The sequence below is a fragment of the Kitasatospora sp. NPDC036934 genome (genome assembly GCF_055608425.1).
The window spans coordinates 90,695-105,940 of the sequence record NZ_JBVJQR010000020.1; the positions used below are offsets into that span (position 1 = coordinate 90,695).

The following is a 15,246-nucleotide window of genomic DNA, read 5'->3' on the forward strand; positions in this document are numbered from 1 at the left end:
CCGACCCGAGCCGACACCGGAAACCGGAGACCGTTCCGTGCACGCCAGCATCACCGCCGCCTACCTCGCCCGGTACCGCTCCGCCGCCGCCGACTCCCCGGTGGAGCTGCTCCCGCTGACCGGCGCCCAGCGTCGGTTCCTGATCACCCGTCGACTCGCGCCGCTGACCCGCTCCGACGTCGCCCCACTGTTCTTCGCCTACCCGGGCGGCACTCTCGACCTGGCTCGGCTGGGCCGGGCCGCCGCCTCCGTCGCGGCCGGTCACCCGGCGCTGTGCGGCGCCTTCGCGATCGTGCGCGGCACGCCCGTCCTGCGCACCGGTGGCCCCTCGGTCGAGGTCGCCCGACTCCCCGTCGCCCCCGGCGGCAGCACCCACGCGGTGCTGCGCGAGGCGCTGCTGGACTGGCCCGTCGACGGGCCCGCGCTGCGCCTGCTGGTGGCCCGGGAGCCGGACGGCGGCGAGGAGTTGCTCGCCCTCGCGCTGGACCACGCGGCCTGCGACGAGCAGTCGCTCGGGGTGCTGGTCGGCGAGCTCACCGAGGCGTACCGGCGCGACGAGGAGCCCGCGCCCGGTCCCGCCGCGCAGGCCGTCGCCGACTTCCGGGAGGCCGTGGAGCTCCAGCTGGCCGCCGAGGAGTCCGCCGCCGGGCCCGCCGCCCAGGCTCACTGGGGGCGCCGGCTCGGCGGCATGGTCGGGGCGGGTAGCGGCGCCGCGACGGTCACCGGCATGCTCACCGAGCGGCTGCCCGCCGTCGAGGCGGCTGCCCGCAGCGCCGTCTTCCCCGCCCTGCTGGACGCCGTCGGCGCCGCCGCCCGTCGGCTGCACCGCGCGGACGGCCCGCTCGCGCTCGGCTACCCGTGGGGCGGCCGCCCGCCCGGGGCGCCCGCCGTGCTCGGGTGCTTCCTCAACACCCTGGTGCACGCCGTGCCGACGCAGCCCGCCACCGACCTGGAGGCGCTCTGCGACGACTGGTGGGACGACCTGGACCACGCCGGCACGCCGTTCGACGAGGTGGTCCGGGCCGCCCGCACCGCAGGGTCCCCCTGGTCGGGCGCGCTGGACGCGATGCTCACCTTCGAGGACCTCCAGCGCCGCCCGGCCCTGGTGCTCGGCGGGGTGCCCGGCCGGGAGGTCCACCTCGCGGGGCGTCCGCTCGCCGCTCCGATGGCCGTCTCCGCCTCCCACGGCGACGAGCTGACGGTGCGCCTGGCCTGGGACAGCGAGCGCTTCCCGGCCACCGACGCCGAGGCCGCCTTCGCCGACCTGCTCGCAGTCCTGCGCCGCCACTTTTAGGCCCGCTCCTCCCAGTCCTCCGGGCCCGCGTCCTCCAAGCCCGCGTCCTCCAAGCCCGCGTCCTCCGGGCCCGCTCCGGCTCCGGCCGCCCAAGACCACCGTCCCCCGACGGTTTCGCTCCCCGAAGCCCCGGGCCGCACCCTCACCCCGGTGCCGCCCGCCCCCACCGGCCGCGCCCGGGACCACCCCACGCCCGCAACCGGCCACCGAAGTGCCGACACGCCCACCACACAAGGGAATCATCCATGTTCGCACTCTCTCCGTCGCAGGAGATCGTCTGGCTGCACGAGCAGATGCAGCCAGGCAGCCGCGCCTACAACTTCACCGGCGTCCTCGACCTGTGGGGCACCCTGGACCGGGACGCCCTGCACGCCGGGCTCGCCGCCACCCTGGCCCAGCACCCGGGCCTGCGGCTGGAGTTGGTGGCCCGCCCGGAGGGCCTGCCCGGCCAGCGGGTCGCCGAGGACTGCCCGCCGGAGCTGCGGCACAGCGACTACTCCGCCGAAGCCGACCCGGAGGCCGCGTTCCGCACGCTGCTCGCCGCCGAGGCCGACGAGCCGCTGGACACCGAGCGGGCGCCGCTGCTGCGCTGGTACCTGGTCAAGCTCGCCGACGACCACCACCGGCTGATCCACGTCGAGCACCACCTCGTCCACGACGGCCACTCCTTCGCGATCTTCCTGCGCGACCTGTTCACCGTCTACCGCGCCCACGTCCTCGACCAGCCCTACGAGCTGGCCACCGCCCCGTCCTACGAGCAGCACGCCCGCACCGGGCCCGACCCGCAGGCCCGCGAGCGCGCCCTCGCCTTCTGGACGAAGGAGCTGGCCGACGCCCCGCGCGAGGTCACCCTGCCCGGACTGGCCCGGCCGGGCGTCGAGCGCCGCCACCGCGGCGGACAGCTGCGCCAGGCGATCGGCGCCGACCTCGCCGGGCGGCTGCGCGAGCGCAGCAAGGCCGACGGCCACACCCCGTTCAGCACCCTGCTCGCCCTGTTCGCCGAACTACTGCGCCGGCACAGCGGCCACCACGAGGTGACCGTCGGCACCGCCGTCGGCAACCGCCCGGAGGGCTTCGAGGGCACCGTCGGCATGTTCGTCAACACCGTGCCGCTGCGCCTTCGGCTGGACCCGTCCGCCTCCGGCACCGACGCGGTGGACGAGGTGACCGACGTCCTGATGCGCGCCCTGCCGTACCAGGACCTGCCGGTCCAGGAGCTCACCCGCCGCCTCGGGCTGCACACCAGCGGCGCCGACAACCCGTTGTTCAACGTGATGTTCAGCGCCCACGACGCCGCGCTGCCGGACGTCCAGGCGCCCGGCCTCGACGTCTCGCTGTACGAGGGCTTCAACACCGGCACCACCCGCTTCGACCTCGACCTGGTGCTGCTGCCGGACGACCGCCGGGTGGTCGGCGAGAAGCACGGCGCCGCCGGGATGACCCTGATCTGGGACTACGACGCCGACCTGTTCGGCGAGGCCAGGGCGGTGCTGCTCTCCGAGCGCCTGCTGGATCTGCTGCGCCGCTACCTGGACAGCCCCGGGACGGTGCTCGCCGAGCTGGCCCCCGCGCCCGAGGCCGAGCCGGCCGCCCCCGTCGCCCCGGTCGGGCTCGACCCGGCCGCCGCCCACGACCCGACCGCGCTCGCCCTGCTGGCCGGCACCGAGCGCATCACCTACGGCGAACTCGACCGGCGCGTCGGCGAGTTGGTCGACCGGATGCGCGCCGCCGGGGTTACCGCCGGCCAGCCGGTGGCCGCCGTACTGCCGCGCGGCACCGACAGCGTGGTCGCCCTGCTGGCCTGCCTGCGCCTCGGCGCCGTGCACGCGCCGCTGTCCACCGAGGACCCGGCCGCCCGGCTCGGCCTGCTGCTGGAGCGGCTCGCCCCCGCGCTCGTCCTCGCCACCCGGCAGAGCGCGCTCGTGCTGCCGGCCGAGGGCGTCACCCCGGCGCTGCTGGACGGCCCCGCCTTCCCGAAGGCCGAGCCCGCCGCCGCCCTGGAGGGTGGCGCGTACATCATCCACACCTCCGGCTCCACCGGTGTGCCCAAGCCCGTCCTGGTCGGCCGCGAGGCGCTCGCCGGGTACGTCGCCGCGATCGCCGCCCGCTACGAACTCACCGCCGCCGACCGGGTGCTGCTGTTCGCCCGGCCGTCCTTCGACGTGTCGCTGGAGGAGGTGCTGCCCGCCCTCGCGGTCGGCGCCGCGCTGGTGGTGCCGCAGCGCGAGGTACCCACCGGGCCCGAGCTGGTCGCCGTGCTCGCCGCCCGCGGCGTCACCGTCGCCAACCTGCCCACCAGCTACCTGCTCGCCGTCCGCGAGGATCTGCGCGAGGCGCTGCGCGACGGCCGCTGGTCGCCGCGACTGCTCGTCCTCGGCGGCGAGCGGCTGCCCGCCCGGGCCCTGGCCGGGCTGACCGAGGCCACCACGGTGCTCAACGCCTACGGCGTCACCGAGGCCACCGTCACCTCCACCGTCCACCAGGTCACCGAAGCCGATGTCGCCGCGGACGGCGAGATCCCGCTCGGCGCCGAACTCGACGGCGTGCGCCTGCACGTGCTGGACGAGACGCTGCGCCCGCTGCCGTACGGCTGCGTTGGCGAACTCGCCGTCAGCGGCGATCTGTTGGCGGAGGGGTACATCGGCCTGCCGGAGCCCACCGCGGCCCGGTTCGTCACCGTCCCCGCGCTCGGCGGCGCCCGGGTCTACCGCACCGGCGACCGCGGCTACCGCGACACCGAGGGCCGGCTGTGCTTCCTCGGCCGGGCCGACAACCAGGTCAAGCTGCGCGGCCACCGGATCGAGCTGGAGGAGATCGAGGCCGCCGCCTCCGCCGAACTCGGCGGCCGCTCCTGCGCGGTGGTGCTGCACACCGACCCGCGGACCGGCCCCCGGCTGGTCGGCTTCCTGGAGGGCGCCGAGCGCCCCGACCAGGCCGCGCTGCACGCCGCGCTCGCCCGCCGGCTGCCCGGCGGACTCGTCCCGGCGAGCTGGACCGCCGTCGAGGCGATGCCCACCCTGCCCGGCGGCAAGCCCGACCGCGCCGCCCTGGCCCGGCTGGTCCAGGAGGCCCCGGAGGAGCCGGAGAGCGCGCCCAGCACCTTCGACGACCCCGGCCAGGAGCTGATCGCCGCCGCCTGGCGCGAGGTCCTCGGCCACGACCGCTTCGGCGCGGACTCGCACTTCTTCGAGGTCGGCGGCCACTCGCTGCTCGCCGCCCAGCTGGCCGCCTTCCTGGAGCCGCACCTGGGCAGCCGCCCGCCGCTGCGCACCCTGTTCCGCCACGCGGTGCTGGCCGACCAGGCCCGCGTCCTCACGGGTGAGTCGAAGTGACGGCCCCCTCCGCCGTCCTGGAGGACGGCCACCGCGAGATCGTCGAGGCCTTCGAGAGCTTCATCCGCCGCGAACTCGTGCCGCTCGCCGCCGAGTTGCCCGAGACCGCCGACCAGGTCCCGACCGACCTGCGGGCCTACGTCCGCAAGCGCTCCGCCGCGCTCGGCTTCTACGCCGGCGACTACCCGGAGGAACTCGGCGGCTCCGACATGCCGTTCACCGCCGTCGTGCTGCTGCACCACGCCGCCGGGCGCAGCGGCTGCGTGCTCGCCCCGTACGCGCTGGCCGGCTCCGACGGGCCCAGCCCGCTGCTGCGGCACGGCACGCCCGAGCAGGTCGAGCAGCACCTCGTCCCGCTGGTGCGCGGCGAGCAGACCCGCTGCCTGGCGCTCACCGAGCCGCAGGCCGGCTCGGACGCCTTCCACCTCACCACCACCGCCGTGCGCACCGGCGACGGCTGGGTGCTGAACGGGCGCAAGACCTTCGTCAGCAACGCCGAACACGCCGGGATCGCCCTGGTGGTCGCCGCCACCGACCTCGGTGACGGCAAGGGCCCGAGCGCCGGGGCCACTGCCTTCGTGCTGCCGATGGACCAGCCCGGTCTGCGGATCGGCCAGCGCTACGAGGGGATGTCCGGCGAGCCGCTGTTCGAGCTGCTGCTCGACCAGGTCACCGTCGGCCCGGAGGCCGTGATCGGCGGCGAGGAGGGCATCGCCGCGGCCACCGCCCTGGCCATGGACAGCCTCTCCCGCGGCCGCCTGGTGGTCGCCGCGATGTGCAACGGCATCGCCGAGTACGCGCTGCGGGCCGGCGTGGAGTACGCCAGGGAGCGGCGCGCCTTCGGCAAGGTCATCGGCGAGTACCAGCACATCCAGGAGCACCTGGTGGCCACCCGCGCCGAGGTGGAGTGCTCCAAGCTGCTCACCCTCGCCTGCGCCCGGCTGGTCGACGAGGGCACCGAGTCGCCCGAGAACGCGGCGCTCGCCAAGCTGACCGCCTCCGAGACCGCCGTGCGCGCGGTGGACCGCTCGCTCCAGGTCCACGGCGCCACCGGCTGGGTGCGCGGCCACCCGCTGGAATTCCTGTACCGCTACGTCCGGATGACCACGATCATCGAGGGGACCTCCGAGGTCCAGAAGGTGATCATCGCCCGTTCCATGGGCCTGAACTGACGGTTTCTCGTACGTACTTGGAGACGATGATGGAATCCCTGAGCATCGGCTACGGCCGTCCCCACCAGGACGGCGCGGTCCTCGACCTGTTCACCGGCCAGGCGCAGCGCACCCCGCAGGCGCCGGCCCTGATCGACGGCGAGCACACCTACGACTACGCCGGACTCGACCGGCTCGCCGACACCGTGGCCACCGCGCTGCGCGGCAAGGTCGGCCCGGGCGACCTGGTCGGCGTCTGCCTGGGCCACTCGGCGGCGCTGGTCGCCGTCACCCTCGGCATAGCCAAGCTGGGCGCCGTCCACCTGCCGCTCGGCCCGCGCCCCGGCGAGAAGCGGCTGCAGGCCGTCGCCGAGCAGCTGCGCCCGGTCTGCCTGGTCGGCGAGGCCGCCGTGCTGCCGCCCGGCGGCGAGCGGCTGGCCCTGGACCTGCCCACCGCGGACCAGCCCGGCGCCGGCGTGGTCGCCGCCCTGACGCCCGGCGGGCAGGTCAGCGTGCCCGTCGGCACCCACTACGCCGTCCTCACCTCCGGCTCCACCGGCACCCCCAAGGCCGTCGCCGTCACCGAGCCGGCCCTCGGCGCGCTGTTGCACTGGTACCGCGAGCTGACCGGCCTCGGCCCCGGCGAGCGGCACAGCATGCTGATCGGGGTGGCCTTCGACCCGCACGTCATGGAGCTGTGGGCCACCCTCACCTCCGGCGCCGCGCTGGTGGTCGCCCCCGAGGCCGTCCGCTGGGACTCCGGCGCGCTCACCGACTGGCTGGGCGAGGCCGGCATCACCGCCGCCGTGCTGCCCACCCCGCTGGCCGAGCCGATCCTCAGCCGGCCCTGGCCGGCCGGGCTGGCGGCCCTGCGCCACCTGGTGATCGGCGGCGACCGGCTGCGCCGTGCCCCCGGACCGGAGGTGACCGCGACCGTCCACAACGCCTACGGCCCCGCCGAGGCCACCGTCGCCACCACCGTGCACACCATGGCACCCGGCGGCGACCACGGCGCCGGCGCGCCGCCGATCGGCCTGCCGATCCCCGGCGCCGTCCTGCTGGTCACCGACGAGCAGGGCCGCCCGGTGCCCAGAGGCACGGCCGGCGAGCTGCGGATCGGCGGCCGGGGCCTGGCCGCCGGGTACCTCGACCCCGAGCTGACCGCCCGCCGCTTCGTCCAGGTGCCGCCCGGCGTGGACGGCACCGACCGGGTCTACCGCACCGGCGACCGGGTGGTGATGCGCGCCGACGGCGTGCTGGAGTTCCACGGGCGCCTGGACGACCAGGTCAAGGTCAGCGGGGTGCGGATCGAACCCGCCGAGGTCGAGGCCGCCTTCGAGCGCGACCCCCGGGTGCGCCGCGCCGTGGTCGCCGCCGAGACGGCGGAGACCGGCGTCCGGCTGCTCGCCTTCGTGCAGACCGGGACGGACACCGAGCCCGGCAGCCTCCTGGAGGCCGTCCGGCCCTGGCTGCCCGAGCAGGCCGTGCCCTCGGCGGTCCGGCTGGTCGACACCCTCCCGCTGGACGCCAACGGCAAGGTGGACCGCGCGGCGCTGCTCGCCGCCGAGCCGCCCGCCCCGGAGGCCGTCGGCGAGGAGGGTGAGACCCCGGTCGAGCGCACCGTGCTGAAGCTCTGCCGGGAGCTGATCGGCCGCGCCGACCTCGGCCCGGGCGACAACTTCCTCGCCGCGGGCGGCAACTCGCTCGCCGCCGCCCGACTGCTGGAGTCCCTGGAGGGGGAGTACGGCGTACGGCTGCGCGCCCCCCTGCTGCTGCGCCAGCCCGACCTGCGGGCGGTCGCGCGGCTGGTGGAGGAGCGGATGCCCAGCGCGTCCCTCGCGTAGCGGCCCGTACCCGGGGCGGCCCGCACCCCGGGTACGGACCGCCCCCCCGGCGGGGCCCGGGCGTTGCCGCCGTGCACCGCGGCAGAGGTCGCCGTCGACCCGTCCGGCCCCGCCCCGCCGTACCTCCTGTCCTGAACAGCGGCGCCCCGGCCTCACCGCCGGGGCGCCCGGAAGGGAACCCGTCATGACGCCCGCCCGCCCCACCCTCCCCGCCCTGGTCGCCCGGCAGGCCGAGCAGCACCCGACCGCGCTCGCCCTGACCGACGGCGACACCTACCTCACCTACCGCGAACTCCTGGACGCCTCCGGCCGGTTGGCCGCCGTCCTGGCGGCCCGCGGGATCGGCCCCGGCAGCGCCGTCGGCCTGCTGTGCGCCCGCTCCGCCAGGTTCGCCGTGGCCCAACTCGCCGTCTGGCGGGCCGGCGCCCTCGTCGTCCCGCTCGACCCGGCCTACCCCCGCCCGCGCATCGCCGAGATGACCGGGGACGCGGACGTACGGCTCGTCCTCGGCGACAAGGCGCTGCTCGCCGACGCCGGACTGCCCGCCGAACGCACCCTGGTGCTCACCGAGCGCGGCACCGAGGAGACCGGGGCGGCGGCGCCCGACGCCTCCGAGCCGGACGCGCCCGCGCTGCTCTACTACACCTCCGGCTCCACCGGCCGCCCCAAGGGCGTGCTCGTCCCGCACCGTGCCGTCGCCGAACTGGTCACCGCCCCCGACGGCCTGGCCCTCGGCCCGCGCGACCGGGTGCTCTTCCACTCCACCCCCTCCTTCGACGCCGCCACCTTCGAACTCTGGGCCCCGCTCGCCCGCGGCGCGGCCGCCGCCGTCTCCCCGGCCGAGCGGCCCAGCGCCGAGGAACTCGTCCGCGACATCGAGCGGTTCGGCGCCACCACCGCCTTCATCACCACCGCGCTCTTCCACCACCTGGCCGCCAAGCAGTCCCGGATCTTCGGCGTGCTGCGCACCCTGGCCGTCGGCGGCGAGGCGCTCGCCCCCGAGTACGCCGGGGCGGTGCTGCGGGCCTTCCCCTGGCTGGAGCTGTACAACGTCTACGGGCCCACCGAGGCCACCACCTTCACCACCGCGCACCGGATCACCCCGGCCGACTGCGAGGGCGGCCCCGTTCCGATCGGGCGGCCCTTCGGCGGCGCCCGCGCCCTCGTCCTGGACGAGCGGCTCGCGCCGGTCGAGCCCGGCACCGTCGGCGAACTCTGGATCGGCGGCGGGCGGCTCGCCCAGGGCTACCTCAACCGGCCCGAGCTGACCGCCGAGCGCTTCCGCGACCTCCCGGGCAGCGGCCGCGCCTACCGCAGTGGCGACCTGGTGCGCCAACGCGTCGACGGCGCACTGGAGTTCCACGGCCGCACCGACGACCAGGTCAAGGTCCGGGGCTTCCGGATCGAGCCCGGCGAGGTCGAGCAGGCACTGCTGCGGTTCGCCGAGGTCGCCGAGGCGGCCGTGGTGGTCCGCCGGGCCGGACAGCCCGACGCCGCGCTCACCGCCTGCGTCGTCCTCGCCGAGGGCGCCGGGGTGGCCGTCGAGACCCTGCGCACCCGGCTCGGCGAACGGCTGCCCGCCCACCTGGTGCCCACCGCCTGGGCCGTCCTCGCCGAGCTGCCGCTCACCGGCAGCGGCAAGGTCGACCGGCGGGCGCTCGCCACCGCCGCGGACCCCTCGGCGGACCGCGCGACGACAGAGGCCGAACTCACCCCGATCCAGAAGGTCGTCGCCGAGGCCTGGAGTCGCGCCCTGGAACGCCCGATCACCGACCCGGCCGCCGACTTCCTCGCCGAGGGCGGCCACTCGCTGCTCGCCATGTGGGTCGTCGACGACCTGGCCGGGGAGTTCGGCATCGACCTGTCCCTGGCCGACCTCCTCGGCCACCCCACCGTGGCCGGCCAGGCCGAACTGCTAGAGCGCGCCCTGCGAGCCGCCGACGACACCCCGGGAGCACCCCAGCGATGACCAGCGACCAGAACGACCTGCTCCGCCGCGCCCGCAACCGCCGCACCACCGCCGCCGCCACACCGGAGCACCCGACGGCCGCCGACACCGGCCCGGCCCCGCTCTCCCACGCCCAGCAGCGGATGTGGCTGATGGACCACCTCGGCCAGGGCGGCGCCCTCTACAACGTCCCGATCGCCACCCGGCTGCGCGGACCGCTCGACCGGGAGGCCCTGGCCACCGCGCTCGCCGGCCTCACCGAGCGGCACGCCGTGTTGCGCACCCGCTACCCGCGCCGGGGCGAGCAGCCCTACCAGCACATCGAGCCGGCCGGACCGGTGCCGCTGGCCGTCGTGGACGCCTCCGCCGACGGCACGGAGCAGCTGGCGGCCGAGGCCGCCCGCCCGTTCGACCTCACCGACGGGCCGGTGCTGCGCGCCCTGCTGCTGCGGCACGCGCCCGATGACCACACCCTGCTACTGACGATCCATCACATCGCCGTCGACGGCGGCTCGTTGCCCGTCCTCGCCGCCGACCTCGCCGAGCTGTACGCCGCCGCCCGCGACGGCGTCGAGCCCCGACTGCCGCAGCCCGGCCTGCCCTACGCCGAGTACGCCCGCCAGGAGCGAGCTCGGGGCGCCGAACTCACCGCCGCCGCCGACGCCCTCGCCGCCCAGCTGGCCGGCGCCCGGCCGCTGCCGCTGCTGCGGCCCGTCGCCCCCGGTGCCCGCGACCGCCGTGCCGGGCTGCACGCCGTACCGCTCGACGCCGCCACCGTCGAGGGCCTGCGGCAGCTCGGCGCCCGGCACGGCGCCACCCTGTTCGCCGTCGTCCTCGCCGCCGCCTTCGCCACCCTGCGCACCGCTGCCGGGCAGGACGACCTCACCCTCGGCTGCGCCAGCGGCCACCGCGCCCGGCCCGAGCTGCGCCGCACCGTCGGCCTGGGCGTCAACACCCTCGCGGTGCGGGCCGAACTGGCCGGGGAGGAGTCCTTCGCCGAGGCGCTCGCCCTGGTGCGCGGCGCCCTGCTGGAGGCCCAGCAGCACCACCAGGTGCCCTTCGACCTGGTGGTCGAGCGGCTCGGCGCGGCGGCCCGCGGCACCGACGGCACCCCGCTGCTCTCGGTCAGCTGCGACCTGGTCCAGCCCGCCGCCCCGCTGACGCTGCCCGGCCTCGACGCCGAGAACGTCGAACTCGACCTGGAACTCGCCAAGTTCGACCTCACCCTGGTGCTGGAGGAGGGCCCGCGGCCGCGCTGCCTGATCCAGCACGACCAGGCGGCGCTGGACGAGGCGACCGCCGCCCGGCTGGCCGAGGCCTTCGCCGCCGTGCTCCGGGCCGTGGCCGAGGGCGAGGGCGAGGACCGCCCGCTCGCCGAACTGCCCGGCGAACTCCTGGTCTCCGCCGTCCGGCACCCGGTGCTGGCGGCGCTGTCGGCCGCCCCCGGCGTGGCCGACGCGGCCGTGGTCGAGACCGCCGACGGACCGCCGCTCGCCTACGCGGTGGTGCGCGGCCCGGTCTCCCCCAGCGGCACCGAGCTGCGCTCGCTGCTCCGGCGATCCGTCGCGGCAGCCGAACTGCCGCTAGCCGTAACCCTGTTGGACCGGATACCGCGCGGCTCGGACGGCGCCGTCGACCGCGACCGGCTGCCCGGGGCCGCTCCCGCTCCGGCGCCCGCCGACGACGACCGGCCCGGCCCGCTCGAACTGGTCCGCGCCACCTTCGGCGACCTGCTCGGCAGCGTCCCGCCCGCCGACGGCGACTTCTTCGCCCTCGGCGGCCACTCGCTGGTCGCCGTCCAGCTCGCCGAACGCCTGCGCACCCGGCTCGGAGTGCCGCTCACCGGCCTCGACGTCCTGGAACACCGCACCCCGCGCGCCCTCGCCGCCCTGCTCGCCGCCCGCGAGGAGGAGCGCCGCGCCGCCCTCACCCGCACCGGCGTCCGGCCGAGCGGCGAGCCCCGCACCGGCACCGTGCTGCTCACCGGCGCCACCGGCGGCGTCGGCGCCGCCGTCCTGCAGGAGCTGATGGCCCAGGGCCGGCCGGTGCGCGTCCTGGTCCGCCCGGAGTCGGCCCACCTGCCGGCCCTGCACGGCGCCGAGATCGCCGAGGGCGACCTCGGCGACCCGGACAGCCTCCAGCGTGCCGTCAAGGGCGTGGACGCCGTCATCCACGCCGCCTGCACCTTCACCGAGCACGCGACCGACGTCGCCGCCATGCGCGCCCTGCTGGACGGCTGGTCCGGCGGCCCGTTCGTCTTCGTCAGCAGCATCGACGCCTACGGGCGCCCGCCCGGCACCGAGGTCGCCGAGGGCGGCCCCAGCGGCGCACCGGTCTCCCCGTACGGGCAGGCCAAGCTCGACTGCGAGCGGATGCTGTTCGAGACCGCCGAAGCCACCGGCCACGGCCCGGCCACCGTGGTGCGCGCGCCGATCGTCTGGGGACCGCACCACCGTCTGCGCGACCAGCTGCGCTGGGGCTCCACCGGCGACCTCTACCAGGCCGCGCTGGCCGGCCGGCCGATCGTCCTGCCCGCCGGCGGCCAGGACGAGTGGAACGGCGCCGCCTGGGTGCACTCAGCCGCCCTGGCCCGTGCCCTCGCCGCCTGCGCCCTGCCCGACGGCCCCGCCGCCGGCCGGATCGTCAACGCGATCACCGGGCACGTGTCCTGGGCGGAGTTCGGCACCGAGCTGGTCCGGCTGCTCGGCACGGCCGGCACGGTAGAGCAGGGCCCGGACGCCGACCCGGAGCTGCGGCGCCCGTGGCACTACCGGGCCGAGACCCTGGCCGCCGCGCTGCGGCCGGAGCCGGGGGAGGACTGGCGCAGCGTGCTGGCCGCCATGGTGGGCTGACGGCTCCTGACGAGGGGCGGAGGTGCCCGGCGCTCCTCCGCCCGGTCCCGCCGGGTGAGTCGGCCCGGGCGCGGCCGGTGGTCGTCCACGAGCCGCACGCGCGGCCGGCGCGTCCGTGTCCAGGCGGAAGCCTCCGGGTGCCGTGCCCGGTCTCAGCCGATGTGGACCACCCGGGCCCAGTCCGGTGGCGTGTCCGGCCGGTACTCGCCGTGGTTCTCGTTGTACCGGGCCGGCCGCCGGAAGAGCCCCACCACCGTGCGGCAGGACGGCGGGACGGCCGGCCACGGCGTCTGACCGTCGGTCAGCACCACCACGACGTCCGGCTGCGGCCTGGTCCGCAGCGCCGCCGCGAAGCCCGTCCGCAGGTCGGTGCCCCCGCCGCCGACCAGCGGGACGCCGGCCGCCCGGCAGAGCGCGGTGGCCGTCTGGAGGGCCGCGTCGCAGGACAGCACGGTGACCAGGTCGTGCCGCCCGCCGACCGCCCGCCCGATCGCGGCGACCTCCAGCAGCGCACTGCCCAGCTCCTGGTCGGAGACCGACCCCGAGGTGTCGATCACCACCGAGACCCGGGGCGGACGCCGCCGCAGGCTCGGCAGCACCACACCGGGGATCCCGACCGAGCGGCGGGCCGGGCGGCCGTAGCTGTAGTCGCCGCCCGCGCCCGGCCCGGACGCCGCCGAGCGCATCGCCGCACCCAGCAACTGCCGCCACGGCTGCGGCGGGTGGAACACCTCCGCGGCCCAGCGCCGCCAGCCCGCCGGGGCGTTCCCCGGGCGGCCCCGGATGCCCTCGGCGACCCGGAACCGCACGGCGTCCTGCTCCTGGGCGGTCAGTCCGTGGGCACCGTCCGGGCCCAGCTCCCAGGGGCGGTCCACGCCGTCGGCGCCGCTGCCGCAGTCCAGCCAGGCCAGGTTCAAGCGGCGCAGGTCGAAGCCGAAGCCACGGACGTAGTCCTCCATCAGCTCGCCCGCCGGCAGGTCGAGGAGCGCCGGCGTCAGCGCGCCGGCCGGCGTGACCAGGCCGTCCCCGAAGGCGTCGTCGTTGATCTCGCAGTCGGCGGCGATGTTCATCCGCAGCCGGTCCGCGGAGCCCGTCAGCCCGAGTTCGCCGGCCAGGCGGTCGCTGCGGCCGTGGTGGTCGCGCAGCAGGTGCGAGACCTCGTGCACCCAGACCGAGGCGAGGTCCTCCACCGGGGTGCGCTCGACGAAGCCGGGCGAGGCGTAGCAGCGCCAGTGGCGGTCCACGGCCATCGTCGGCACCTGCCGGGACTCCACCAGGTGCAGGGCGAACAGGGCCGTCGCCAGGTAGGGCCGGGCCCGGACGGCCTGCAGCCGGGCGGCGTACAGCTTGCCGAGGTCCAGCGGGCGGGCGTCCGGTGGGCTGGCGTCCGGTGGGCGGAGACCCGGTGGGGCGGAGGCCGCTACGCCCGGTCGGCGGGCGGTCAGCGCTCTGCCACGCCTGCCGACGTCCAGCGGGGTGGGGGCGGGCCGGGCGCTCCAGCCGGTGTCCGGCGGCGTGCTGCCCGCGCTCATCGGACCGTCACGTCGGTCCGGGCGGCGACGCGCACCGCGGCGCGGTCGGCCCGCCGGGACAGCGCCACCGTCGAGGCCAGGTGCTCGATCGCCGCCGGGACCTCCCAGTCCTCCCGGCGCAGCGAGGCCAGCGTGGTGGCCGGGACGACCAGCACGTCCGGTGCGCCGGTCGCCATCGCCCGCACCAGCAGCGCCCAGGCCGCGTCCCAGCGCGCCCGCTCCGGCCGGTTGCGCACCGCGGCCACCACCCCGTCCAGCACCACCTGGCGCAGGTCCCCGCGCTCGGGCAGCACCGCGTGCGCAGGGTCGGCGAGCAGCTGCTCCGGGTCCGGCAGGTCCATCCGGTCCATGCTCGCCATCAGCTCCAGCCCGGGGCCGTCCCCGACCGTGCCCCGGACCAGCAGCGACAGCACCTCCCGGGAGGAGCCGGCCGCGGTGGCGAAGGCGATCAGCCGCAGCGTCATGTCCCAGCTGCGCGGGGACGGCCAGGCCCCGCCCCGCTTGGTCTCGGTGGTGGGCATCCGGTGCACCAACTCCGGTCGAACGGCCAGCAGTTCGCAGACCGCCCGGCGGGCGAGCGCGACCGCGGCGGTCAGCTCCGCCGGATCGAGCCGGGGAAGGGTGGCGACCGGCCACACCCCGCCGAGCCCGCGCACCACCACCTCGTGCTCGTGCACCCACTGCAGATGGACGAACCGGTTCGCCAGCGGTGGGCTCAGTTCCCACCCGTCGGCCGCCGAGGAGCGCGGGTTCGCCGCGGCCACGATCCTGACGCCCGGCGGCAGTTGGAGCGCGCCGATGCGCCGCTCCAGGACCAGCCGGAGCAGCGCGGCCTGGACGGCGGGCGGCGCGGTGGACAGCTCGTCCAGGAACAGCAGCCCGCGGCCGGCCCGGACCAGCCGCACCGCCCAGTCCGGCGGGGCCAGCGGGACGCCCTGCTGCGCCGGGTCGTCGCCGACGATGGGCAGGCCGGAGAAGTCCGAGGGCTCGTGGACGCTGGCGATGACGGTGGTGAGCGGCAGGTCCAGGGCCTCGGCGAGCTGGTTGAGGGCGGCGGTCTTGCCGATGCCGGGCTCGCCCCAGAGCAGCACCGGCAGGTCGGCGGCCACGGCGAGGGTGAGCGCCTCCAGTTGGTCGTCGGCGCGGGGCTCGGTGCGGGTGTCGCCGAGCAGGTCGAGCAGTTGGCGGGCGACGTCGAGCCGGGCGTGGGTGGGCGTGGGCATCGGTGCGGACGTGGGCGTGGGCATGGCCGTGGGCATGGGGGATCACCTTGGGAGGTCGGAGGAAGCCGGT

Annotated in this window: 8 protein-coding genes; 6 read left to right on the forward strand and 2 right to left on the reverse strand. The window is 76.8% G+C overall.

The genetic code is table 11. The features are described from left to right. Positions 1–37 precede the first annotated feature (37 nt). The 6 genes from ACZ7BZ_RS27695 to ACZ7BZ_RS27720 all read left to right on the forward strand — a co-directional run bounded on the left by ACZ7BZ_RS27695 (position 38) and on the right by ACZ7BZ_RS27720 (position 12,421). A complete protein-coding gene (locus tag ACZ7BZ_RS27695) occupies positions 38–1,294 on the forward strand; it encodes a condensation domain-containing protein (RefSeq protein ID WP_470360705.1) in 1,257 nt (418 codons plus the stop codon). A gap of 245 nt (positions 1,295–1,539) precedes the next feature. Then, the gene (locus ACZ7BZ_RS27700; protein WP_470360706.1) at positions 1,540–4,626 is read left to right on the forward strand and encodes a non-ribosomal peptide synthetase; all 3,087 of its coding nucleotides are present in this window, start codon (positions 1,540–1,542) and stop codon (positions 4,624–4,626) included. After that, complete coding sequence (locus ACZ7BZ_RS27705; RefSeq protein WP_470360707.1) at positions 4,623–5,798, forward strand: acyl-CoA dehydrogenase family protein; 1,176 nt, start codon at positions 4,623–4,625, stop codon at positions 5,796–5,798. Before ACZ7BZ_RS27700 ends, ACZ7BZ_RS27705 begins: the two co-directional genes overlap by 4 nt. A 29-nt stretch (positions 5,799–5,827) precedes the next feature. Next, positions 5,828–7,621: a non-ribosomal peptide synthetase gene (locus ACZ7BZ_RS27710; RefSeq protein WP_470360708.1), complete on the forward strand. Its 1,794-nt coding sequence runs from the start codon at positions 5,828–5,830 to the stop codon at positions 7,619–7,621. Positions 7,622–7,805: 184 nt separating this feature from the next. Next, entirely contained in the window at positions 7,806–9,590 is a 1,785-nt protein-coding gene (locus tag ACZ7BZ_RS27715) for a non-ribosomal peptide synthetase (protein ID WP_470360709.1), read from the forward strand. Further along, a complete protein-coding gene (locus ACZ7BZ_RS27720; RefSeq protein ID WP_470360710.1) occupies positions 9,587–12,421 on the forward strand; it encodes a condensation domain-containing protein in 2,835 nt (944 codons plus the stop codon). The genes ACZ7BZ_RS27715 and ACZ7BZ_RS27720 overlap by 4 nt, the downstream gene beginning before the upstream one ends. Before the next feature lie 152 nt (positions 12,422–12,573). Here ACZ7BZ_RS27720 and ACZ7BZ_RS27725 read toward each other — a convergent pair whose 3' ends face one another. Next, positions 12,574–13,953, reverse strand: a complete 1,380-nt coding sequence (locus tag ACZ7BZ_RS27725) for a vWA domain-containing protein (protein WP_470360711.1) — start codon at positions 13,951–13,953, stop codon at positions 12,574–12,576. Beyond that, positions 13,950–15,200, reverse strand: coding sequence for an AAA family ATPase (locus ACZ7BZ_RS27730; protein WP_470360747.1), 1,251 nt, complete (start codon positions 15,198–15,200; stop codon positions 13,950–13,952). The genes ACZ7BZ_RS27725 and ACZ7BZ_RS27730 overlap by 4 nt, the downstream gene beginning before the upstream one ends. Positions 15,201–15,246: the final 46 nt, after the last annotated feature.